Here is a 23,553-nt window from a genome sequence, read left to right as displayed (position 1 = left end):
ACGCTGTTTCCGGGGTTCGTTACGGTGGGAGCATGAGGGCCCCTTGGGTCAGCCTTTGAATCGCATCGTGCCCAAGGCAGGGCGACGAAGGCAAGAAGAAAATCGATCGACTACGCATGCCGCTCTTGACAGACGAGACGAAAGGGAATGTGATCGCGCATATGCGACGGTGGTTCCCCCGAGGGAGAGTGATCCTCCTTTTTCTCGCAGTAATGCCGATTCTCCGTTCGGTCGCGCTGGCCGCCGATCACAATGATCCGAATGCGATCAATTCCATCTTCGCGCAGATCGAGGCGAGCCCGGCCGATCTTTACGACCTCTACGGTTTTCCGAGCGACGACACCGGCGGCGGCGAGAAGGTTGTCATCGCCCTGACTTTTGCCTCGGTCCCCGCGACCGGAGTCTTCGATCCGGACCTTCTCTATCGGATCCTCATTTCTCCGAATCCACGCGTCGCTCCCCCCATGAAAGAGGACGCCGGTGTCGAGGCGATCCTAAAGTACTTCGATGCCATCAAGGACAAATACCTCGGGCTGAAACCATCCGAGGTCCGGGTGACGGTGGGCGCGGAGAATCGGGCGAAGATCGAGTTCCTGCGGTTTCCAGGCGCTAGTTTCACCGCAACGGTGGCGCTCAATACGAGCGAAACAGTCGAAGCGCCTGGCGGCCATAAGATCAAGGTTTTTGTGGGCGGACGGGACGACGCCTTTTTCAACGATCTCCCGGGGTTCTTTCGTTCGATCAATTACGCGCCGCAGTTCTATCACGTGCCGGTCACTATGCCGGTCGAAAACCGCGAGCTACCCATCCCCAAAACGCTCATCGAGCTGGAAGGGAACGACCTCTTCAACTTCGATCCGGCCAACCCGGAGCTGGGCTACACCGTGAAGAAAGACCTGCCACCGGGTCCTTACACCTGGAAGGGCACGCGTTACAAGAAGGACGAGAAAGGGAACTACCGTTTCGTTTACAGCGGCAAGGACAACCGCGCGGGCGGCAATGTGAACGCGGTCATCCTCGAGCTGCCGCTCGCATTCCTCACGAAGTCGCCCAATGAAGACCGGATCGTCAACGCCTGGGGCGAAAGCTGGGTCCAGAAAGCGTCCGGGAAAATTCCGATGATCCCCGACGAGCGCGGCGGCACTGGGCTAATCGGGAAACATCCATGGCTGATTCCGGCGGCGCTTGTTGTCCTCGCCGTGATTTTTCTTGTCCTGGGGTTGCGGCGACGGCCACCCGCCAACCAAGTGTCGAAGCCCCTCGTCGCTCTGGGAATTGTGCTTCTGCTCGGCGCGGGCGCCGCCGGCATAGGAGCGAAGCTGCGTTCGCAACAGATCGCGGATATTGTTCCGACCGCGTCCGATGATGAGCTGCGCCAATACAAGCTCGTCGATACGGACGGCCAGCCTTTCGCCGACGCGGCTTTGAACGAACGCGCCGACGAAAAACAGGTCGGCGCTAACAATTTTTCTCTCGGACCTTCCTTTGTTCGACGCCTCGCTCATCTCGGCTGGGGATTCGGGCCCTCCATCTCCGCCCTCGGGTTACGCACCTCGTTCGATCACGATAACTCGCCCATCTCGGTCCATAAGATCTACGACAGCGCGCATCTGCTCGATGCTTTCAAACGCGTGAAGAAGACACTGTTCCAGGAATTGAACATGCCGGACGACACCTGGAACAAGAACCACAAGGCGATCCCACTGAAACGTTCCTTCGAGATATTCGTCCCCAACGTCTGCCCCATCGACATGGATACTACAGGCACCTGGCCTTTTGGCCGCCGCCTCGAAGACCAGGTCGCGACCCGGTTCCTTGGGTTGTTCCTCGACATGAGTCCGGACGCGACTGGCAAGAAATACACGCTCGAGACCTTGAGCGACCAAGCCTTGTGGGATGCCGCGCCAATCGAACCCAAGACTCCGCCTAACCCGCTCAAGAACGACAAACCTTTCCTCACTGAATTCCCCTACCTCGCCGATCCCTGGTGATAACGCGATGGCTCAATAACTAAACCCTTGGAGAACCCCGATGATCCCTGAAGGCAAACGCGTGTTTTATGTCGGTATCGTGATTACATTGATTTGCGCCTGGTTGCGGGCGCGCGGCTGGAACGCCTGGCCGTGGCTATGGCTTTTCACCGGTGGCTTCGGTCTGATCTGCGGCGCGATTTACGTGAAACCCGAGCATCTGCTGGTGGTGTTCGCGAGTCTTATCGGTGTGACGATCGCTTTAGACGCGATTCTCGGCCAGGATTACAACCCGAAATGGCTCGCGAATCTGGTCTTTTGGGCCCGCGTTTTCTTCGCTCATTTCCTTCTATCCTTTGCGTTGCTCCGTCTCCTCAAGCCGACGCGCGACACTTAAGCGGGCGAGATCAGCGATGGCTGCCGTTGGTCCGCTTCGGATTTGTGTGGTCGTGCTTCTCGGCATGGCGCCGCAAGCGCGGCCCGGAATTGCCGCGCGGACGCGAACCACGATGGAAGCACTCGAGGCGCGCGCGAAACAGAATCCGCAGGATCATGCCGCGTGGAATCGAATCGCCGACGCGCGTCTCGCCCTCGCCGTTTCGAGCGGCGACCTGGCCAACCTCGAGCGCGCCGAGCAGGCGGTCGTGCAATCACTTAGGGCGGTTCCCGCGGAATCAAACTGGTCCGCCCTGCTCTTGCGCACCCGGATAGAACTGGCGCTCCATCGGTTCCAGGAAGCCAGGCAGAGTGCGGAATATCTGGGCCGTTTGGACCCGGAGAGCGCGGACGCGCTTGGACTGCTCGGTGATGCATTCTTCAATCTCGGCGAGGACGCGGCGGCCGAATCAAGCTGGCTCAAAATGGCCGGGCGCGATCCGGCTAACCTTTTTCTGATCGAACCGCGGCTGGCGCAGCTCGCTTTGTTTCGAGGCCGCAACTCGGAGGCAGCCGCGCGCTATCGGAAAATCCTGGAAGCGGGCAAGGATGCGGAGGGCGACGTGGGGGCCTGGGCCAATGTGCAACTGGGTGCGCTCGCCTTTCGATCCGGAGATTGGGCAAAGGCGGGCGAATATTATGACGCGGCCCTCAACGCGCGCCCGCAATATTATCCGGCTCTGGACCACCAGGCGGAATTACGCGGGGCCGAGGGCCGGTTCAATGAGGCGGTTGCGCTCTACACTTCGTTGATTGAACAGACGCGGCGTCCTGAGCTCATGCAGGCGCTCGGCGATCTTTATCTTTCCTCCGGAAAAAAAGAGGCAGCCGCTTCCTGGCATAACAAAGCTCTCTCGGCCTACCTCGTGTCAGTGGAAAAAGGCGAAGCGACCTGCTTCCATCATCTCGCGATCCTTTACAGTGACAGCTTGAACGAACCCGAGCACGCCGTGGAGTGGGCCCGCCGCGACCTGACGTTCCGCCACACAATAAGTGCTTACGATACGCTGGCCTGGGCGCTCTACAAAACAGGATCTGTTGGAGAGGCCCGCGATGTGATCCTGCGAATCCTTAGCCTCAACCCGAGCGATCCAGGCATCCTTTATCACGCAGGAACTATCCTGATGCGAGTGGGCGATCTGTCCGCAGGCAGACTGAAGTTACAGGAAGCTTTAGCGGTTAATCCCCGCTACAACACGTTTCATGTTCATCGGGAATGAGCCGGTCCCTCCTTTATTTCATCGTCCTTCTTGAATGTTCGCTCGTGACCGCGGCCGGGCACCCGGTCGCGCAAGGCTCGATGGAAATCGTGACCGCCGCCGACCACCTCCGGATAGTGGCCAACGTTTCGTCTGAGGAAGCATTCGTGGCCGACACTCTCGGGCACGACAAGAGCGCAGCAAGCCTGAATGAGGTGTGGACTCGCCATGGCGATTATCTTTTGAACCACCTCGAGGTCGTGGTCGACGGACTGTCACTTACCGGAAAGGTCGATGCTATCGCGCCGGCCAAGGAAACGGAACAGATAAGATACGATCTAAGTTTTGAAATACCTCCCCACCTCCGCCCGCCACGCTCCGTTACCTTGAAGCAGCATGTCCTGAACGAATTCTCCTTCGCGCCGGGGAATCCCTGGGAAGCAACTTATGTCGTTCGAATCCCAAACGCCTATCCACCGCGCGACGGCGTCCTCTTTACTTCGCGTGAGCCCCTTAGTTTCAACTGCTCCGCAGGCGGAGCTGGACCAGGCGCCAATGAAAACACCACTCTTGCGTTTGTCCGGCACGGTATTCACCACATTCTTAGCGGATATGACCATCTGCTCTTCGTGGCCGGGCTCGTCCTCGCGGTGACTACGCTTTGGGATTTGGTCAAGGTCATTACTGCGTTCACCCTGGCCCATAGCTTGACGCTTACCCTCTCGGTGCTCGATGTCGTCCGCCTGTCCAATCGCATCGTAGAACCGATGATCGCGGCCAGCATCGTGTTCGTCGCGCTGCAAAACCTCGCCGCTCCCAGCCAGAGCCGCGGACGCCTGCGCTTGATGATTGCCTTTGGCTTCGGGCTCTTCCATGGCCTTGGATTTGCCGGAGGCTTGCTCTCCGCGATGGAAGGCATGCAAACCACCGCGGTCGCCACGGCGATCATCGCCTTCAGTGTGGGCGTCGAGCTTGGCCATCAAATCGTGGCGCTCCCTTTATTCGCCGTGATGAAGCTAACCCGGCGTGCCGGCGAATCCGGCCCCGTGCCGGGACCGGTTCATCAATGGACGTTGCGGCTTGGCTCGGCGGCGATTTTCCTGGCCGGCGCGGCTTATCTCGTCGCAGCCTTGCGTTGGGTTACATGAGACGACTGTTCCGATTCTGCCGGAGCGCGACGATCGTAGCGTGCATCCTGTCGTTGCCTGGGGCGTGCGACCACCCTTCCAAATCTGATTCCAGGACGGCTCCGGTCGACGTTGGCGCGGGTCCCGATTTGTTCCGGGACATGGATGGCGGGATCGAGCTGACCGCAGACGAAATCAAAGGCCGTAACGCCTGGCATGTTTGGACAGCCGGTAACGACGCTTTCTGGGATGAGATGGCAGTCAAAAGCAGGGGAACGGTGGATCTCCTCAGGACTCTCGACTCTCGAAAACGCGGCTCGCGTTTCAAAGATCTGGGGCTGATCAACGAGCCGGGATACCGGCAGGCAACCACGAGCGATTGCTACAAAATATGGCTCGACGAGCTCGTCGCCGATTCTTCGCCCGCCCTGGACCCAAAGGTCTATGGACGTTCCTCCGGGGTTCTGGGCTTTCGCATTTTTCCTAATCCTGCTTTCGGGGGCGCGGCCGTCGCTAACTGGGACGGTGACCGTTACTACAACGATCCAGTCTACGCGGCGGAGCCGGGACTCATCCGGCCTTACCGCGTCGGAGTAAGCTGTAGCGCCTGTCACGTTGCGCCTAATCCGCTGAGTCCTCCCGCCGATCCAGAAAAGCCGGATTGGAAAAACCTCGCGTCAGTTATCGGCAATCAATATCTCCAGGAGGGCCGGGTCTTCGCCTCGGGCGCGAGGCCAGGCTCTTTTTTTTGGGAGATGCTGAATGCACAGCCCCGCGGCACGTCCGACACCTCGCGGCTGGCGACGGACAACATCAACAATCCAAATGCGATCAATCCAATCTTTCTTGTTCACGAAAGGTTCCGGATAGGTCACGAAGAAACTCTCTCTGGCGAAACCTTGCTGCTGGCGGGAACGCAACCGCAAATGAAGGTGCCGCGTATCCTGAAAGATGGCGCCGACTCAGTTGGGTTCGCGGGAGCCGTGCTTCGGGTTTTCGTTAATACCGGGCTCTTTTATCAGCATTGGCTCCAACAGCATCAATTGCTTTACGGTCTAACCCCGCAAAAACCGTTCAGCATCGAACGCGCCCAACAGGAGTCGCCGCAATGGCGCGCGACCGAAGCGATGGTCCCAAATCTGGAGAAGTTCTTCGGTCGCCTGCAGCCGGCGCATCTCGCCGACGCTCCGGGCGGGACGGAGTATATCACCCGTGATCAGACCGTGCTCAATCGCGGCCGAACGGTTTTCGCACTTCATTGCGCACGCTGTCATTCCAGCAAGCAACCGCCTGCCGGCACCGACCCGGACGCCTGGTTCGTCGCTCAAACCGACAACGCCGCGTTTTGGAAAGACAACTTCCTCTCCGATGAGGAACGTCATCCCCTAACTCAGATCAAGACAAACGCGGCGCGCGCCCTGGCCACAAACGCGACCGGCGGTCATATCTGGCAATGGTTTTCATCGGATACGTATAAAGATCAGAAGCCCACTGACCCGATCCAGGTTTGGAACCCGTACACCGAACAGGAAGAACCCTTCCCTGTCTCCGGCAGAGGACGGGGTTCCTACCGAACGCCCTCCCTGGCCTCCGTTTGGGCCACCGCGCCTTTTCTTCATAACAATTCAATAGGCCGGTTCAATGGCGACCCATCGGTGAAAGGGCGAATGGAAGCTTTCCAGGACGCGATCGAAAAATTGCTCTGGCCGGAGAAGCGGCTCAACCGCGACTCGATTTGGCGCACCAGCGCCGTGTCCTGCCTCGAAGTGCCCGGCGAGCTGGTTCCGGAGAATCTTCGCAAACTCCTCGGAACAGAAGTCGACCCCGATGGCGTTTTCCGCCTTGGTCCAATTCCTAAGGGAACTCCAATCAACCTGCTCGCCAACATAGACCCTCAGGCAGACCCGGCGGCCCTGGCCGAGCTGGCACGCAAGATCCGACAGGTGCTCCGCGAAATCCGCGATCAGAAACTCGACGCCGAAGCAACGCGATTACTCATGAAGCGCGAGCTCGCGCCGATGTTGTTCCAGCTCAGCAAATGTCCGGACCTGGTCGAAGACCGGGGACATCTTTTCGGCGCCACCCTGCCGGATGAAGAAAAGCTGGCGCTGATCGAGTTCCTGAAAACACTTTAGCACCAGAGTCAGTCCGCCGAGAGAGCGAGCGCTTCCTCCAGGCGTTCTTCCACCGCAGTCGAGGCGTTGCTGCGGTTCAACCGTGTTCCGGCATTGAGATAGCGAAGGGCATTCCCGAAAAAATAGTCTTTGTAATGGCGTCGGAGTTTCTTATGGAGAAAAGCCTGCTCGGTTGCGACCAGCACCGTTTGCCGCTCTGACGCATCGGGCAGATACCAGTCGGTGCCGTAAATAAGCTTTTTGGCAAAAGAAAATGGGTAAGGTTTGCCGCTCGCGTCGCGTTGTGAATCGTCAAACGATTTCGCGAGGCGATCGACGAAGAACGCCTGGCTGTTTGGAGCTACTAACTCGGCGTGGGTCGTAATCTCACAATAAACATTCGGAAATCTTCGGCACATCTCGTAGGTGTCGCTGCCCCAGCTCACGGCGTTCTTGCCGCCAAACCAGTAATCACCGCCTCCCGCGTGACCGAGACATAATCGGAGCCGGCACGGCGAGCCATCGGGAGCCGGATGGTTGTCCAGAAATTGCCGCCAGAACGAAGGATTGGAATTGTGGAAGCCGTAGCCTTTGCGCGCTTCGAATTCGCCTGTGCCGGAATGGACGAACACCGGAACATCTTTCTCGATGCACCAGAGGAGGAGTTTCTCGAGCTTCTCATCGAGCGCGTGATTCTTGTCGCCCGACAAAGGCCCATAGCGCGCGTCCCACTGTTGAGCCGCGGCCTGCGATCGAATTCCGGTAGGTCTTGGTTCGATGCTGTTCCCAGCGGGGCGATAACCGGAGGGCGGATAAACTTTTACTCCCCAGGCCCCATGATTCTCGATAGCTGAGCGAACCAATTCCAGGGCATCGCCTGCGTGCCCGCCTCTCCAATAGTCGCGGTAGGGAGCATAAGCGACAAAGTAAATCATGTTTGAGTTTGGACGTTTATGAAACAGTTCGACGCGACGAATCTGGTCTTTGGCAAAATCGAGAAGCTCGTTTCCACTCGGCTCCTGATCGTAGACCGGAGCGAGATCCATCATATGGGACACCATGAGCGGCGTCCCCCGCATCGGCGCGCCTTTATATTGCAAGGCAAAGAGACGGGTCTGGTCGGCATCGTTCTGAGTCAGGAACCAAAGGAATCGGACCGCGCCGCGAAGGCCGTTCGGGCTCATGTCCACGTGGTTGTCCATGCCCATCATGCGAGTCGCCATCATCACTGCGGCCTTTTCCTGGAAATTCATTCGGTCGGCGACAGCATCGAGCGCCGCGAGTTGATCCCGGGGAGACATGCCTTTGCGCCAGGCTCCGGAGGCGGCAGCTTTATCGAGAAGCTTGAGAAAAATTCCGCAGATCCACCCGTTGTCGCGGTGTTCCTGCGCCTGCGAGGCGGACTCCATCCGGGCCGCGCCGTCGCTGCCGGGGACTGGCGACAGCTCCGTTCGTTCGATCAAGGCATGGGCCAGGGTGGCCGCGCATGAATCTGAAATAAGCCAGGTAAGAGGCGGTGCGGCATCTCGTTTGCCGAGCAAGACATTGCGCAAGGGCAGGTAGCGCGCGTTGAAAGTGTGGGTGTGGATGTCGATGATCGGGCTGTCTTTCGCGAGGGAGTCATCGCGCGGGGAGATGACCGCCAACTCCCTCCTGATCTGCTCCTGCTCCGTGGTCAGGCGTAGCTCAGTGGATCGACAGCCGGCGAGCGCGAGGAGTAGAAAGACAACGCCTGTCGTTCTCTTGCCGGCCAGAAGCATAAACGGTTTAACTGCGACCCGCTTTACTCAAGTCGGAGCGCGCGACGCTGCGCGGATCATTTCGATCCGTTCGCCAGACCGGATGATGAAAATGAATTACGAAGTCGCCGTTATAGGAAGCCACTGCTTCGGTAAACGTGAGCGTGCCGATGCGGGACCACTTTTGGTCTTTCACCCGCATGAGCCAGGTGCGCCGGCCCTCGTCCGAGACTTCAATGGCAAACACGAGATCATTCTTCTTTTGAGAGCTGTCGCGCTCATACATCAGACCCAGGATTTCATCGCGAAAATCAAGCTCGTTAGGCTGTGGTTCGGGCTTGGCGTCAACCAGTTTCAAACGCATGAAACGCGGACAGGACGTCAGAGCGCCCGGAGGCTCTCCCAGCTCGGCCACTTCATACAGCTGCCGCTCGGCGGGCTGTTTGTCCGCCCTCAGCAGAGCAAGGATAACGACAAGGAAAGAGAAGAGTCCGTAGCCGCGCTTCAAGAGGGTCACCGGCGGCGAATTAGTCAGGTCGACTTCGAGCACCGAATTGGTGAAGGCGCCCCCGAGGTCCTCCTGGGTTATGAAATTAGCGCGACCGGTTATTCCTTCGGCGTAATCGTGTTCGGGAAAAATCTTGCCGACGAGGCCCAATGAGCGAAAACGTCCGTTGCGCGGATCATTCCCCCCTAACGAGTAACGGGCGATCACCCGCCCAACCTTGCCTGGGGCAAAATAACCAGTGTAGGCGGCGCCCGCCCACTTGGGGTCGATCTCCCACTTCCCTTTGAGACAAATGCCCATTCCGTGAACGAGACGGCGGAAGCCTTTGCCATCAGGGCCCCAGCGCAGATCACCGCGCGAGCGGAGCGTGCGTTTTGCAGCACTGAGCATGGCGAAATCTCTCCAGAACCGGACAATCAGACCGCGAGTGAGGCTCGTGAAGGTCTGCTTGTAGATCGGCAACGCTGGGTCCCCTGGTCCGCGCCAGGTCCGGTAATATTGCCCGTTCCGAGTGGGATCAAACAAAGCGGCGTCGATCTCGGCGAAGCTGGATGCCTTTGCGTCGTCGGGCGTAACCTCCTGCTTTCCCTTCGGATAAACAGCCGGCGTCGCCGGCCATACCACACAGGTTCGCCGTCCCCAGTTAAAGGCGAGCGCGAGAAGGAAGCCAAGAATGAAGGCCCCGCCGGCTATCAGCCTCATCAGCTTCTGGTTCGGCTGCTCCATCGCACCAGCCATCCCGGCAGCAATCGGATCGGCATGGACGAAATAGAGGTAACGAAGCGCGAGCGCCGCCAGAATCGCGATCAGCAAGCGCGCGCCCCAGGTGCGAACCGCGAAGAGCAGGACCGCCGCGACCACGACCAGCGCAATGGTCTCGATCCTCCAAAGGGTGCGCCAGGTCGAGATCTTGAAGTTGGGGGCGGCAATCGCGCTGGCTTCGGCGGCACGCGGAATGACAAGCGTTCCCGCAGTCGAGCCAGGGGCGGAATTAAGAGCTATCTCGTCGTTCGTCCAGCGCGGCGCGAGAAAAGGAAACGTCGGTCGGAAGGGCTTATCGTTGGTGGTCGCTCGCGGAAACTGTTTGGACTCGGCATAAGCAAGCTCGACCAGCAGGGTTTCTCCCGCCGCCGCCAGCGTTTGAGCGACGTCGTCGGTGAGAGCGCGGCCGTTGGGAAATTTCGCGGGCTTACGCAGATCGTAAACCATTACATCCGGCACCGAATCGTAATGCCGGTGCGCTTCGAGCGGGGAGAGGAAAGTGGCAAGAACGTCATCCATGACGGTCGGCCGGTCATGGACTTCATTGATTTTCCTTACATGATCGCGCGGATGATAGGGATTTAGATAGCCAAAGCGCGGCAGCTGCGTCCGGAGCGAACGACCGACGTGGTCAATCTGCCCATTGCGATGCGTCGTGGCCCAGAGAAGGATGGGCCCGCGGCCTCTCTGCTGTCGAATCGAAGCCAGCGGAATGGTGGTCACGATTCCGACGACGTTGCGCCGGAAAAAGCGGGGAAAGATAAAAGGGTCGTCAAAGATGTTGGTCTCGATATGGATCGTGTCCTTTGGAGCATTCTGCATCTCACCTTCTTGACCGGGTTTCACAATGTGGATTGGGCCCGGAATACCGGTGATGCGGGGATCACTGGCAAACTCCGTCTCTGAGTTCTCGCCATTTCTGTCCTTCAGTCTTAACTCAAATTCCAGGATCGCATCGTCGGCGATGGCATCGGGTTGCATGATGATCCCGCCGTAAAGTGCCTGCATGGAATGATCGCTTTCGTGGGCGCTTATGAGCGCTCCGCGAATGCTGTTGGCGGCCTGCAGCTCCTTCTTGGCCAGATCGATTCGCGCGGCGTCTTTGCTTTTCGTTGCTTCATCCAAGGCCGCCTCTTTTGCAGCGACGGCTTTGTTCCGCTCATCCAGCTGTTTCGTATAAGCCGCGCCTTCCGGCGTTCCATCCTCGGCGAAGAACCGCACCTGCGGATCCAAATCGATATGGACCCGAAATTTGTAACCCTCCAGGTTGAGCAGCTTGATCTGGTTGGGTTGCAAGGCCCGCCGGACGCAAAGACTGATGACAAGGCGATCCCCTTCCCCGAGGCGGCTCTGCTCGCTGATCTCTTGTCCGCTCTTATCGATCACGAACGCGTGCAGGTCCGTGATATTCGCTTCCTGGTCGGGCTGGAGGGCAAGCACATTGAGACTCATGGGATCGGCGTGATCGGATCCCAGGAGCCGGGCAGCAGTGGCCGACAAAACAATGGCGGCAGCGACGAGACGAGCGAGTGAAGTATTTCTCATAAGGCGAAGGGCATTTGGGACAGAGCGGAATACTTAGAAGAAAACGTGACTACCAATCTGCTGGCCGAGGGCGCGGTAGCTTTCCCATTGAATGTCGTCGAACACCTGATCAAGGGTGGGATCCTGCGGGAACTTTTCGTTGGTGGTTGCGTAGTTCAGAATGTCTTGCGTCAGGTCGTCGCTAAGGCTCGGTTTTAGGAGAAGCACCCACGAAATGTCGTTTGAGTTGGCATACGTCACCCGGCCCAAGACGGCGTGATATTTGCCGCGCCGCTTAATGCTTCCTATCGCTCCCAGGGTGTCCGGGTTTACCCAGGCCCTGACCAATTCAGGCGGGTTGAGGCTTTTGTCTGGATACTCGTTTAGAATTCCCTCCCATCGGTCCTCAATCTTCTCTGCGACCCCTTTCCCTTTGCCTCCTTGTTTCGGATTAGCCAGGGCTTGCGCGACCCGGGCCTCATACGCTTTCTTTTCCGCCACATCCGCCCGGGCAGTGGCGTTTTCGAAGTCCAACCAGACAAGCTCGGCGCCGAAATCTTCTCGAACTTGCTGAGTGGCCAGAGCGAGATCGCCCCAGTCATAGCTCGGGTCTTCCCCGCCGTCACACAGGATAATGAAAGGGACGCGGCGCCTTATTAATTCGTAAAGACCGGTAACATCAAAGTGCCCGCCGTCGCTGAGATACCAGAACCACTGCGACGGTCCGCGGAACCGGCCCCGGTATTCAGAGAGTAACATGCTTTGAGCGCCAAAGAGCTTCGAGGGAAAACGCTTGAGCCTGCGCCAAAAAGAAGGCGGATACCGGCCGGGGCGTTCGGATTCCAGGATGCCGGAGTCCCACCAGTATCCAAGCCGGACGTTGACCAGTCCCATGAAAAGCGCTTGCGATAGCCTGGTCTTACGGCCGACGCCGGTCGAGAAGGCCGCGCCCGAAATCGACGTCCAGGCGGCCAGCGACAGGTTCTCGACTTCAGCGCTGTCGGTCTCCGTCGATTTCAGAACATGAAACGCGTTCGGGTCATTCGAGATTGGCAATGCCTGTAGGGCGGTGCGTCTTCTCTTTGTCGCCGGCTCATCGTCGGAGGCATCGTAGCCGTCCCGCCGCCGTCGCCATTTTTGCCAGCGGGGAAGGGAGTCAGGTGCAACCCATTCGGCGAAATATTTTCGCCCGACCGTGACCCCGTGCGGAGTGACGCACATTGGCAGGCCCTTGCGTTCCCGGATTTCGCGCTCGGACGTTGCGTCAACCGTTTCGTTGACACAGACGTTGATGAGGTGGATCGGGCCGCCCTGCCGCTCCGGATGATATTTATCGTATGGAACGTCATCCTCCGGATTGGCCTGCGAAACGTCACGGCCTTCGGTGGTCGGCGATCCATAGATCCGTTCTTCGTTCGAAGCTCCAAGGAAGGTGCGGGATAATCTCGCCGCGTAGGTGGCGCGAAGGGAGGAAAGGTTTAGGAAATCGAAAGCGCGTCCCAGGACCGCGGAAAAGAGCCCGGCGATCACGACCAGCCAGATGCCACTGGCGGGAGCGGCTATGAAAACTCGATGCGCGAGGACGTCCAAAAGGAAGAGGAAAAAGAGCGCGAGCGGAAGCCCGATAAGGTTCGCGAGAAAAACGAAGGACACGCCCTTGCCACCGCCGGCCGAAATCTGGGCGAGCGCCTTCATCGCAATCCAGCGCAAGATTGGAAGAGCCGGTGCCAAGGCGACCATGATTGCAGCTGACGCTTTCGCGACAGGCCCTTGGGCGTATCGAATCGCGATGGTATCGAGGACAACCCAGCCAAGAAGAAACGCGAAAATAATCAGGGCTTCTCCCAATCCGCGGGCGAGGCGACTGCGAACGATGGAGCCTACCTTTTGCGCGGCCGCGATTGTCCCGGGATTTTGAATCGCGCCCCATCGGGCGACTTCCTGCCACACCCACGCGAGCAAAAGGATAATGAGCGCGCCGGACGCGAGGCGGGCAACGAACGGAAACTGTAACGCGGCCGCCGCTCCCGCAACCAGAACCAGCCAGCCCATGAGCGAGAAGACAGGGTAACGCCGATAGGACCCAATATTGGGCGCGAGCCAAAAACCAAGCGTAGCTGGAATCACTCCGACGCCGAAAGCGACCAGCGGCAACCACCACCAGGGTGACAATTCCAGCCCTCGAAAGGACGGGTGAACAAACAACGGCGCCACCGTTTCCCACAGCCGGATTGATCCCCAGCGGCTAATCACCGGACCGCTGGTCAGCGGCAACCACGCCAGAAGTCCAAAGGTAGCAAAGAGAAGCATTCCCAGGACGAGGTACAGACTAAGAATATTTCGCCAAAGAGTGGAGAGATTGAGCCTCGCGTCCTCGGCTCCGGTGGCAAAGATGTAGTTTGCCTGCGTCCGCAGCCACCAGAGCGGCTCCGAACGGCTGTTCCTCAGGATCGACTGGACCCGGCCGACCGGGTCGGCCGCCGCGCCCACTGATGGGCGAGTAAAGAGCCGCCCGAGAAAGCTGCCGGTGAATCCGCCACCCGAGACGCTCGAAACGAAGTCGATGTCGCGCAGCCGGCCGCGCTCGGAAAGGCTTTGGAGCACTCCCAGGCCAAACGTTGCACTCCGGATTCCGCCGCCGGATAGAGCAAGACCCACAGTATCGATGGGTAACTTGTCGCTGTCTGGGCGCTGGCCGCTCGCGCTGGCGTTAGCTGCATTGCCATCAGCCACAACTACAGACTGTTCCTTCTTCTTTGCCGCGCGACTCAGGGTCGCGTGCAACGCTACCTCGCGACGTTTCCGAATGGCGGCGACTTCGGCCGCTTCAAATTTCGCCGGATACACGTCAATCTCAGCCTCTTCGAGCAAGGTGTCCGCCGCCTTTTCGCTGACCATGAAGATGGGCGCGAGAATGAAGTAACCTGGGATCCTCGGGAAAACCGATGCATCGACGATTCGGAGGTTCTTGACGCCGTGAACCTGGAACCTGCTGTCGATAACGGCCTCTTTGTCCTCAAGGCGAACGGGATCAGCCCTCCATTTATCGGAGCCTATCCGGCACGTGCAGGAAGCGTGGTGGCCCCACGCCTGGGTCCTGCACCATTCCTCCATCTCGGCCGAGTTATCGGGGAGATCGATGCCGGGCTGAATTTCCCGGACGAATTGGTCGCGGTTGCGCGCATTTACCTCGCGCATAAAGGCGACCGCATCTACCAGCGCGGCGAGGTCGCGTTTGCTATGCTCGAGGCGCGCCTCATTCTCTCGCTTCTCTTCCTCAAGAGCGACCGGCACCGGCTGGCCCGCAGCCTCGAACTCGGCGATCTTCGCCGCTATCAGCGGAGCTGCCGCCGCTGCCTTTTCATTGAATGCATCGAAGCAAATCTCCGGCATGGCGAAAGGGTTAGCCGAGCGCAGTCGAACGGTGCCGTCATGATTGCTGGTGTAAGCCTTGAGGATGACCCAGGTCCAGATGTTGTGCTTTTCCTCGTCCGCGCCAAGAGTCGCTTTGAAAAGCTCGCGCGACCAATTCCAGTAATATCCGCGAAAGGCCGCCGGCGCTCCGAAGGTGAATAGGTCGGGATCGCGTTCACCAGCTTCCTTGGCCAATTTTGACCGGCGAATGACTGCCAGCGTTCCGCCGTTCGTGGCGTACAGGCCGGTCCGATCCTTGAACCATTGGGTCCTGCCATCGTCTTTGGGATCGCCCGGCAAAAAGCTAATAGTCTTCAGAGTAGCGAGCGGTTTATTAAGCTCGCTGACAACGGTGACTTCATAGCGGTCCTGGAGATTGCGGCCGACGCCGGGGAGATTGATCACTTCGTGAATAGACTTTTCACCGGCTTTATAGCGTCCGGATCCGTCATCCTCGGCGCCGTATAATCCCTTGATCCCAAGTTGAGCCAGATGTTTAGCGTCGCCGATACCGCTAAGCATGAGCAACTGCGGGGTATTAAAGGCGCCGCCACAAAGGATTACTTCGCCCCCTTCTTGCTTTGCGAAATAGCATACGCGCTCGTCCGGTGGGCGTTTGTTTTGAATGGGGCTCGCTTCGTAAAGGTGACCGGCGACCGCGCATTCTACCCCGATAGCGCGCGGGGCCTCATTGGGCTTTTCTTGCTCGAAAAGAACGCGCGTGACATGAGCGCCGCTCCGGATCACGAGGCGGTCCGGATGCCGGCGTTGAGCACCCAGCAGAAATTCACGGACACCAAAGCGCCGGCCTTTTCCCGGCTGGCCCTTATCGTCGCCGCCGGCCGCGGTTCCTTCGATACCAATTGGAATAAGGAACACGCCCTCGGGACTGGCTCGGCGGGTATTAACGTCGTTAAAGTCTATGGCCTGGACGATTCTCGCCCGGACCAACGCGTGTTTGATAAATGAGATCAGGCGATTGTTGCCGTGCAACACCGCCAGCGCCGCCTGAACAATGACGCGAAAGAACGGCCGATCCTGCTCGGCTATCGTCGAAACCAGGAACGGATCGATGAGATTGGTCGGGGCCCAGCCTTTGAACCCGTGCCCACCCTTATCCAGAACCGCGCGTGGATCGAAGAAGAGAACCAGCCATCGATAACCTCTGTAAAGGAGGCCCAGCAGCTTCTGGAAAAACTGATCGTAGACCGCCAGGTACTGGCAATTCTCGAACTTGGCGAAGTAGCCGCGCATCGGACCGGACCGCCAGGAATTATCGCCGGTAAGCTCCGCGATGTGGTCCCATTCCCCGTCGTTTGGGGCGATAGTGATCATCGCGTGATGCGCGGTGCAGCCGCCGATGCCAGAGCTGCGCGGATAGAAAATGCCCTGCTTGCCTTTGTTGCCTGGATGCGGGTCCAGATATTTTTTATCTAACTCCCGGCTGGGATCATTGGGATCGATCGGCCGTTGGTTGTACTTGGCGTCCTTCTTCTGTCGCTCTGTATCGTCGTGATGGCGGACGGAGAACATCCAGCTCATCTCCGCGTCTTCCGAGGCTGCACCGTAGTAACCCGGAACCTGGGTCACTTCCCCGACCTTTGCCTGTGGGTAGGCGACCGACCGGGTTTTTGCCGGATCGGGTCCGGCCTCGATGACCAGGACCCTCTTCCCGGCATAGGTCAGCCGGGCTGCGAGCGGTCCGCCCCCCGCTCCCGAGCCGACAATGATGTAATCAAACGCCGATTGTTCCTTGTCCGTGGCGTGATGGTCGGCCAGCCGCTGCTCAAGCTTGTCGTCCTCTGGTTCCGCGGTCGCGGAGAAATCGGAGGGTTCGGCGCTCATCGGCGGTTCGTGGCTTAAAGCGTCTTCAAAAACGCGATGAGCGCCTCCTTGGTCTCATCGTTCTTTGCCGGATCAGGATCGAGGACGTCTCCGAAGTAATGGCCGTGATCGAGCACAAAATCGGGGCACTTGCTGGCTGCGATCAGAGCCGGACCCGCCTGTTTCGCTATCACGGCGTAAGCCTCTTCCCCGACGAGGTGCTGTTTTTGAATTTGAACGCTCGCCTTGAGAAGGGCGATCACCGCGGGAGCAACCTGGGCGCGCTTGTCCGGATCAATGCTCATCAGCAGGTTCACCGGCGTGCCTCGAGGGATCGGGCCGACGTTGATTCCCTTATAATCAGCCGTGAACCAACTGTTTGGGAGGATGGCCAGGGGCAGCGGCACGTCCTTGAGGTTCCCAGTCAGGAATTTGTTCGCCAGGATGCCGGCGACCAGCACAACGATGGCGGAGACAATGAAGATAAACTTCGTCAGCCATTTCAGTTCATTGCGCGTCAACAGAAGGAGGATCCCCGCCGCAGCCAACCCCAGGACGATCAGCCAGAGCCAGACGCTCGTGTAACTCATCAGGTTTGTTGCTGCCATCATCATCGCGCCCACCATCATTCCGCCGCCACCGCCCGCGCCGGTAACGATCAACAACGCGGCCAGCACCAGCGCCAGAAGCAGGAGAAGACCGCCGGCGTGCCGGGCGCGTCCCCGGAAGATCAGAAAGATAAAGAGCAGGGCCAGTAGGAGCCAGATTCCGAAGCTAAGGAACCAGAAGACTACCTTGGCTGGGCCCGCACCCAGGTAACCAATGAGGATGCTTTGGATCAGGAGCGGAGTATACCCGGCCTGGAACGAAACAAAGGTATCGACGGGTAGCCGGTAGATGTAACCGGGATCGTTCTTTGCCGCTGCGCTGCCTTCGGCCCGAAGATCGCCCGGATGTGGATAGATTTTTCCGTTCGGGTCCTGCCCATAGATAGGGCGTTGCTTTGGCCAGAGGAGCTTTCGAATGCCATCATTGAAAGCTACCAGACGCCCCTCGACGCTTGGATTCTGGTTGTACAGACCCAGGGTATTATTGTGAAAGTACGGAGCGGTCGCCCAGACACTGATCAACGAAGCGGGCCGGAAATAACCCGGGCCATGGCTGGGCGCGGCAAATTCATCGTTAGTCCCGTAGGCATCCAGAGCTACCGTCCCCGCCTCGCTTCGATATGGATTGAAGTAACGTATCGTCCCAACCGAGGGGAGGTTCTTAAAGGTGTCTGACGAATAGTTATCCCAGACCTGGCCGGACGTGGCATTCGTTGCCAGGGCGCGACCAGCGTACGTTCCCACGAGGGTCACGGGAATCCGGAGTTCATTCGAAAGAAAATTGTCCTTGATGAAAGGATCTTCGACCTCCTGGCCGGAAGGTTCCCCCGCGAGCTGACTAATCTGAGTGACGTAATCGCGGTAACTGGGACTTTGCTTGAACGCATCCCAGTCCCGGTAATCGGCTGGCAGCGTGTAGACAAAGCGCGCGGCTTCCTTGGGAACTGGCGCTTTGTCCCAGCCTCCAGCCATCTGCCGATCAAACCTGAGGTCGAACCCCTGCGGTTGTTTGCTCGAGTGGCAAATGGCGCAGTTATTCAGAAAAGCTTTGCGCCCGGCGCTGCGTTTCTCGGCGTCCTTCGCCCAGGCCGCTTGGCCGGGTGCTCCCGCGTCCTTCAGTTTCATCGGCGCCGTGCTTTTCACCACCTTGCCCTGCGTTCCGAGGGTGAAAAACGCCGCCATGTAGTTGACGCGGTATTTTTCGTTTACGTTCCAGTAGACGGAGTTTTTTCGGGAAACGTCGATGCTAAACGGCCGCTGCGGCGTAAACCCAAGGACAGGGTTGTCGCACCGCATCCATTGCTCCGAAAAGACGCCGATGTTAAGCGGAACACGGGCGAGCGCACCCCAGACTCCGACGCTGTCTTCACCGGGAAACAGGACCATCGGGAAATGGCGGGACTTGTTCGGCCCATTCGGGTTGTTACTTGTTTCCGGATCTTCGATACTCGGCAGAAGCAGGCTCGCTTTACTTTGCACTTCTGTCGGCTTGTTCCTGGCTCGCGTGAGCCGCGCCGGAACGTCGAAGATCGCGTTGATGATGTTCGTGTTATTGATTTGATCGGTGCTAACGAGTGAGGTGTCGACCGTTCCCGGGGCCTGACTCTTCAGAAAGTGATGGAGAAAATTGGGCCGGCCAACAAGGTTGCCAAAGGCCGGCTGCGGATCCCAATACTGGGCGCCGATGACCCCTGATAGATTTTCCCACTTCGGCTTTTCCGGATTCTCCGGCGGCCTCAGCGGGTGAGGCCCTATGTGGCAAAACCCACACGACATGCTGACGCGGAATGGCCGAACCAGCTTGGGATCGGAGTGAATCTGGATGTCCGTGTAGTACCGCCCGTTCGTCTTCTCGACTCGCTCCTTCCAGTAATTACGCGCCTCCGCCGCCTTTTCCGTCTTCGCAAAAAAATCGGGGTTCAGCATCAGGCGGAGACCAAAGACGCCGGAAGGATAGCCATAGACGGTGGGATCAAGACCATCCTTCGGCAGTTTTCGTCGGACTACTGCAGGAATATAATCCTTGAATGGATCGTCCTTGTCCTTCCATTCCTTGGCTCGTTCCTCCGGAGTAGTCCAGGGCACGAACAGCTCGTCATAATGTCCAGTCGGCGGAGTTGGCTGGTAAACCGGAGCGTCTAGCGCGCGCCCTTGGGTATCGACCAGCTCCGGTTCCGGCTTTGGATAATAGGAATTCGCCCCGCCAGGTGCGACAGGTTCGGGCGAGGCAGACGGCGCCGCTCCTGTAGCCGGCACATTCCGCGGCTTCAAAATTGCGGAACCATCCGGGTTCGGCTGGTCTATATATAACCCAAGGATAGGTTCGGTCGCCTGGACAAATCCAGGCTGGGTAATGATACCGGCATCTTTGAATCGGCTATCGCGCCGGCGTGAGTCCACCAGGATAAGAAAGTCTGTCAGCCCATACCCCTTCTGCTGAAGCCAATCCCAGAAGGTTTCGTTTCCCCCTCCCCATAAGAGCCAGGTGTTGCGCCCTCGAATCCCATCCCGTTCCTTGTCATCCACCTTGCCGTCGCCATTCTCGTCGAAATCGAGTGGCTGCAATTTTCCATCGGGACCCGCCACCTGGTCCATTTCCCAAAACACATCACGCGGTTCGGCCGGGAAACATTCGGGCGTGCGAATTGAAACGGGCGTCCGGTTGAGCGTCATCCCGGAGCGGGCTTCATCAACGGCTTCCCCTTTGACGGCCCCGGGCGGATAATCACCGCCCTGCCAGTCGTAGTGCTTGTCGTAGTATTTCCCCGGGGCCGGCGGCGTCTGATAGCTGCCCTGCGCGTGAGCGCGCAATCGCAAGCCAAGCACCGTTGCGCCTACGAGGAGACTGACCGTTACCAAGCTAAGGGTGTAACGACGGGTGCGTAATAACGCCGAGAGTGAAGCCTTCATGGAGGTTGAACTGTATGGGGTCACGCTGCGGGCTGATTTCATGCTTCGCTGCCGAGCCTTCGGACGTAACGCGAAGGTCACGTCCTGAAATCATCCGCGAAAAGGGAAATTGCGCCCACCTGGGAGTGAAAGCGAAATGGGGGTTCATAGACGGGAAGTATCGGGAACCCGGAGAATGTCAGAGCCACTGATTACGTTACAAGATAAAATTCTGATCTTTTTTTTGCGCCTTTGGCTCATAGCGGAGGAAAGCAGTCAATTTCCGCCAAGATAGACGTCATCAAATCTCTTGTGCTTTCGGTGGCCACCTCGTTACTAATTTCGACCCTGCCGATCGCAGGCTTTGGGATGTACGAACCGAACTTGCTGAAGTCAGACGACCCATTCAATCGAAGTCGGCGGCGCCGCTCACAAACATGTCTTCTTGACTCGAAATGAGGAAGATACGACAAGAGCCGTTACTTTTTTTGTCTGGCGTCGGCAACCATTTCGCCGTAATCTCAGCGATGCGCGCTCCTCCGGAATGCGTACCAAGGTGCACTTGAATTTAGGGACAGAGAAAGACGCATATGAAATCAAAAAATCGCAGCAGGCAGATCGTTAGTTTCGTCTTTGGTTTTCTGGGGTTGGCCCTCTTCGTAATGGGGCTGACGGTTCCGAAGTTAAGGGCGCAGCAAACGGCCGGCCTTGACGCCCCGCCGAACATCGCGCCGGGAAGTGCGTATCGGTTGCAGACTCTGCTCTCGGACATTCCGGGTTTCGCGCCGGTGCTGGACCCGCTCCTCGTAAATCCATGGGGAATCGCGGAGAGCTCAAGTAGTCCGTTCTGGATCGCGAATAACGGCACCAGCACCACCCAACTGGTCAGGGGCGACGTCAGCGGCGCGCCCGTGGTGCTCAATCCGAGCCCGCAGACGATAAACATTCCCGGCGGATTGCCCACTGGCGTTGTGCGCAACTCCACAAGCGATTTTCAGATCACACCGCCCGGAGGCGGCTCACCCGCGGCGTCCAGCTTCATTTTCGATTCGATTACGGGAAACATTACCGCCTGGAATGGCTCCTCGGGAGCGTCGGCCCAGAACGTTGTCTCCATGCCGGGCCATGTCTGGACCGGATTGGCCATTGGCAGCGTCGGTATGAATAACTTCATTTACGCAGCCGATTTCGCGAATAACAACATCGACGTTTTCAATGGGACGTTTACCATCCAAACGGAGGCGAGTTTCCCATTCGTGGACGCCACCATCCCGGCGGGGTACGCGCCGTTCAACATTCAGAATCTGGGTGGTTCGCTCTACGTCGCCTACGCGAAAGTTGGGATGGACGGTGACGAGGAAGCGGGAGTAGGCAAGGGCCTCGTCCGCAAGTTCAACACGAGTGGCGTGCGCGACCTGACTTTCGCTATCAACGACATCAGCACCAACCCAACCAGCCAGCTCAACGCGCCCTGGGGCCTGGTGATTGCGCCCGCGTCCTTCGGCATTTTCGGCGGCGCCCTGCTAGTCGGCAACTTCGGTGAGGGGAACCCGAGCATCCATGCCTACAATCCGGCCACCGGCGCGTTTCTCGGGACGCTCCAGGACGAGTCGGGCACTGGCATCGAGATCGACGAGCTCTGGGCACTCCAATTCGGCAACGGTGGCAGCGGCGGCGACGTGAACACGCTCTACTTCACGGCCGGCACGGCAGAGGAAGAACACGGGCTCTTCGGCAAACTCAATCCCACCACGGCGACAGCGACTTCCCTCTTCCGATTCGCGACGAGCGAATTCGCTTCGGACGAGGCCGGGGGCCACGTCGATTTCACGGTGGTCCGCAATGGCGATACGAGCGGCACCGCCACGGTGAGCTACAACACCTTTGATGAATCCGAGGCGGGGCACGCATCGCAGAAGAGCGATTACGAAATCGCTCTCGGCACCCTTACTTTTGCCCCGGGCGAGACGAGCAAGACCTTTCGGATCCTCATTGTTAACGACACCTTCGTCGAGGGCGACGAGGTCATTAATCTCGCGCTGACCAATCCCACAGGCGCAGGCGTCGGCCTGGGCAGTCCGAACACGGCCGAGGTCACGATCCTCGACAATGACACCATGGCGCCGACCACCAATCCGGTCGACGAGACCGCGTTTTTTGTCCGCCAGCATTATCTCGATTTTCTTAATCGCGAACCGGACGCGTCCGGTTTCGCGTTCTGGCAAAACGAGATCGACTCGTGCGCCGGCAACGCCCAGTGCATCGAGCTGAAACGGATCCACGTCTCGGCGGCCTTCTTCCTCTCCATCGAGTTCCAGAACTCCGGAATGGCCGCTTACCTGACCCATCGCGCCGCTTTCGGTTCCAACGCTTCGGGCAGTCCGGCCGCCGTGCTTTACGGAAATTTCATGCACGACGTCCAGGCGCTGGATAGCGGCGTCATCTTCGGCGATCCCGGAGCGGACGCGCAGCTCGAGGCGAACAAGGTCGCCTTCTTTAATGAATTCGTGACGCGGCCCGAGTTTGTCTCGAAATATCCTTCGACGCTCACGAACGAAATGTATGTCGACAACCTGCTCGCAAGCGCCGGCCTCTCGCCGAGCGACTTCACCGTTAACCTGACAAACGGACAGGAAAACCCCCCGACCAGCCCCACGTTGTCAGGCGGGGCGCGCCGGGACGCCTCCTACGGCACCGCCCGCTTCGTCTTCAATGCCGGCTCGACCGCGATGACGGTGACGGCGACCGTGAACAACATGGACTTCACCGGCTCGCAGTCGGCCGACACCAATGACAACCTGACCAATGCCCACATCCACGCCGGAGCGAGCGTCACGCCAGGCGTGAACGGGCCGGTCGTGTGGGGATTCATCGGGAGTCCATTCAATGACAACAATCCGAATGACGCAGTCGTGACGCCGTTCGGCTCGGGTGTCGGCGGCAATTTTAGCGGCAAGTGGGACGCGCCCGAAGGCAATGGCACCACCCTGGCGGCGCAGCTCGACAACATCCGCAATGGCCGGGCTTACATTAACTTCCATTCCGTCCAGTTCAGCGGCGGCGAAATTCGGGGCGACTTCCCGGCCACGCAACCCTTCCGCGATATGCTGGTCGCGGGCCTGAACGGAGGGACGCTGACCCGCGCCACGGTTCTCCGGCAGGTGTCGGAGTTTCCATTCCTGAGAACGCGCGAAATGAACGCCGCGTTTGTCACCATGGAATACTTCGGTTATCTCCGGCGCGATCCGGACACGGCCGGCTTCAACTTCTGGTTCGGCAAACTGAATGGGTTCAACGGCGACTTTATCCAGGCGGAAATGGTGAAGGCGTTCCTCAGCTCGAGTGAATATCGCCAGCGGTTCGGACCAATGTAAGCCGGCTGCCAAGGGAGACCTTTCGCCCCAGCTCGCTCGCCGGGCTGGGGCGTTTTGCTTGCAGGC

10 protein-coding genes are annotated in these 23,553 nt (G+C 58.8%); 6 read left to right on the top strand and 4 right to left on the bottom strand.

Translation table 11 applies throughout. From position 1 onward, the window contains the following. Positions 1–212 precede the first annotated feature (212 nt). The 5 genes from VJU77_04755 to VJU77_04735 are packed head-to-tail and all read left to right on the top strand — an operon-like array spanning position 213 to position 6,866. Entirely contained in the window at positions 213–1,991 is a 1,779-nt protein-coding gene (locus VJU77_04755; GenBank protein HKP02656.1) for a DUF4331 family protein, read from the top strand. A gap of 40 nt (positions 1,992–2,031) precedes the next feature. After that, positions 2,032–2,367: a hypothetical protein gene (locus VJU77_04750; GenBank protein ID HKP02655.1), complete on the top strand. Its 336-nt coding sequence runs from the start codon at positions 2,032–2,034 to the stop codon at positions 2,365–2,367. Between the two features lie 16 nt (positions 2,368–2,383). Further along, the gene (locus VJU77_04745; protein ID HKP02654.1) at positions 2,384–3,625 is read left to right on the top strand and encodes a tetratricopeptide repeat protein; all 1,242 of its coding nucleotides are present in this window, start codon (positions 2,384–2,386) and stop codon (positions 3,623–3,625) included. Further along, a complete protein-coding gene (locus VJU77_04740; GenBank protein ID HKP02653.1) occupies positions 3,622–4,752 on the top strand; it encodes a HupE/UreJ family protein in 1,131 nt (376 codons plus the stop codon). Before VJU77_04745 ends, VJU77_04740 begins: the two co-directional genes overlap by 4 nt. After that, positions 4,749–6,866 carry a hypothetical protein gene (locus tag VJU77_04735; protein ID HKP02652.1) on the top strand — a complete coding sequence of 706 codons (2,118 nt, stop codon included), beginning with the start codon at positions 4,749–4,751 and terminating at the stop codon, positions 6,864–6,866. Before VJU77_04740 ends, VJU77_04735 begins: the two co-directional genes overlap by 4 nt. Before the next feature lie 8 nt (positions 6,867–6,874). On the opposite strand, the gene VJU77_04730 is transcribed toward VJU77_04735, so the two are convergent. Genes VJU77_04730 through VJU77_04715 form a run of 4 tightly spaced genes read right to left on the bottom strand, consistent with a single transcriptional unit; the run spans position 6,875 to position 20,134 of the window. Further along, complete coding sequence (locus VJU77_04730) at positions 6,875–8,605, bottom strand: amidohydrolase family protein (GenBank protein ID HKP02651.1); 1,731 nt, start codon at positions 8,603–8,605, stop codon at positions 6,875–6,877. Between the two features lie 7 nt (positions 8,606–8,612). Continuing rightward, on the bottom strand, positions 8,613–11,399 hold the full coding sequence (locus tag VJU77_04725) for a hypothetical protein (GenBank protein HKP02650.1): 2,787 nt from the start codon (positions 11,397–11,399) through the stop codon (positions 8,613–8,615). 33 nt (positions 11,400–11,432) lie between these two features. Further along, positions 11,433–16,637 carry a GMC oxidoreductase gene (locus VJU77_04720; GenBank protein ID HKP02649.1) on the bottom strand — a complete coding sequence of 1,735 codons (5,205 nt, stop codon included), beginning with the start codon at positions 16,635–16,637 and terminating at the stop codon, positions 11,433–11,435. Positions 16,638–16,651: 14 nt separating this feature from the next. Then, on the bottom strand, positions 16,652–20,134 hold the full coding sequence (locus VJU77_04715) for a hypothetical protein (protein ID HKP02648.1): 3,483 nt from the start codon (positions 20,132–20,134) through the stop codon (positions 16,652–16,654). Positions 20,135–20,703: 569 nt separating this feature from the next. On the opposite strand from VJU77_04715, the gene VJU77_04710 reads away from it, so the two are divergent. Then, positions 20,704–23,487 carry a TIGR03118 family protein gene (locus tag VJU77_04710; GenBank protein HKP02647.1) on the top strand — a complete coding sequence of 928 codons (2,784 nt, stop codon included), beginning with the start codon at positions 20,704–20,706 and terminating at the stop codon, positions 23,485–23,487. Positions 23,488–23,553: the final 66 nt, after the last annotated feature.

The organism is Chthoniobacterales bacterium (assembly GCA_035274845.1).
Taxonomy (GTDB): domain Bacteria; phylum Verrucomicrobiota; class Verrucomicrobiia; order Chthoniobacterales; family UBA10450; genus AV80.
The sequence above is the reverse complement of the archived record's forward strand: the minus strand, read 5'-3'. Positions and strand labels throughout refer to the sequence as shown.

What these genes read in the sequence shown, in the direction of transcription:
- VJU77_04755 (HKP02656.1), top strand. Translation starts at nt 213, where the DNA reads ATGCCGATTCTCCGTTCGGTCGCGCTGGCCGCCGATCACAATGATCCG.
- VJU77_04750 (HKP02655.1), top strand. Translation starts at nt 2,032, where the DNA reads ATGATCCCTGAAGGCAAACGCGTGTTTTATGTCGGTATCGTGATTACA.
- VJU77_04745 (HKP02654.1), top strand. Translation starts at nt 2,384, where the DNA reads ATGGCTGCCGTTGGTCCGCTTCGGATTTGTGTGGTCGTGCTTCTCGGC.
- VJU77_04740 (HKP02653.1), top strand. Translation starts at nt 3,622, where the DNA reads ATGAGCCGGTCCCTCCTTTATTTCATCGTCCTTCTTGAATGTTCGCTC.
- VJU77_04735 (HKP02652.1), top strand. Translation starts at nt 4,749, where the DNA reads ATGAGACGACTGTTCCGATTCTGCCGGAGCGCGACGATCGTAGCGTGC.
- VJU77_04730 (HKP02651.1), bottom strand. Translation starts at nt 8,605, where the DNA reads ATGCTTCTGGCCGGCAAGAGAACGACAGGCGTTGTCTTTCTACTCCTC.
- VJU77_04725 (HKP02650.1), bottom strand. Translation starts at nt 11,399, where the DNA reads ATGAGAAATACTTCACTCGCTCGTCTCGTCGCTGCCGCCATTGTTTTG.
- VJU77_04720 (HKP02649.1), bottom strand. Translation starts at nt 16,637, where the DNA reads ATGAGCGCCGAACCCTCCGATTTCTCCGCGACCGCGGAACCAGAGGAC.
- VJU77_04715 (HKP02648.1), bottom strand. Translation starts at nt 20,134, where the DNA reads ATGAAGGCTTCACTCTCGGCGTTATTACGCACCCGTCGTTACACCCTT.
- VJU77_04710 (HKP02647.1), top strand. Translation starts at nt 20,704, where the DNA reads ATGAAATCAAAAAATCGCAGCAGGCAGATCGTTAGTTTCGTCTTTGGT.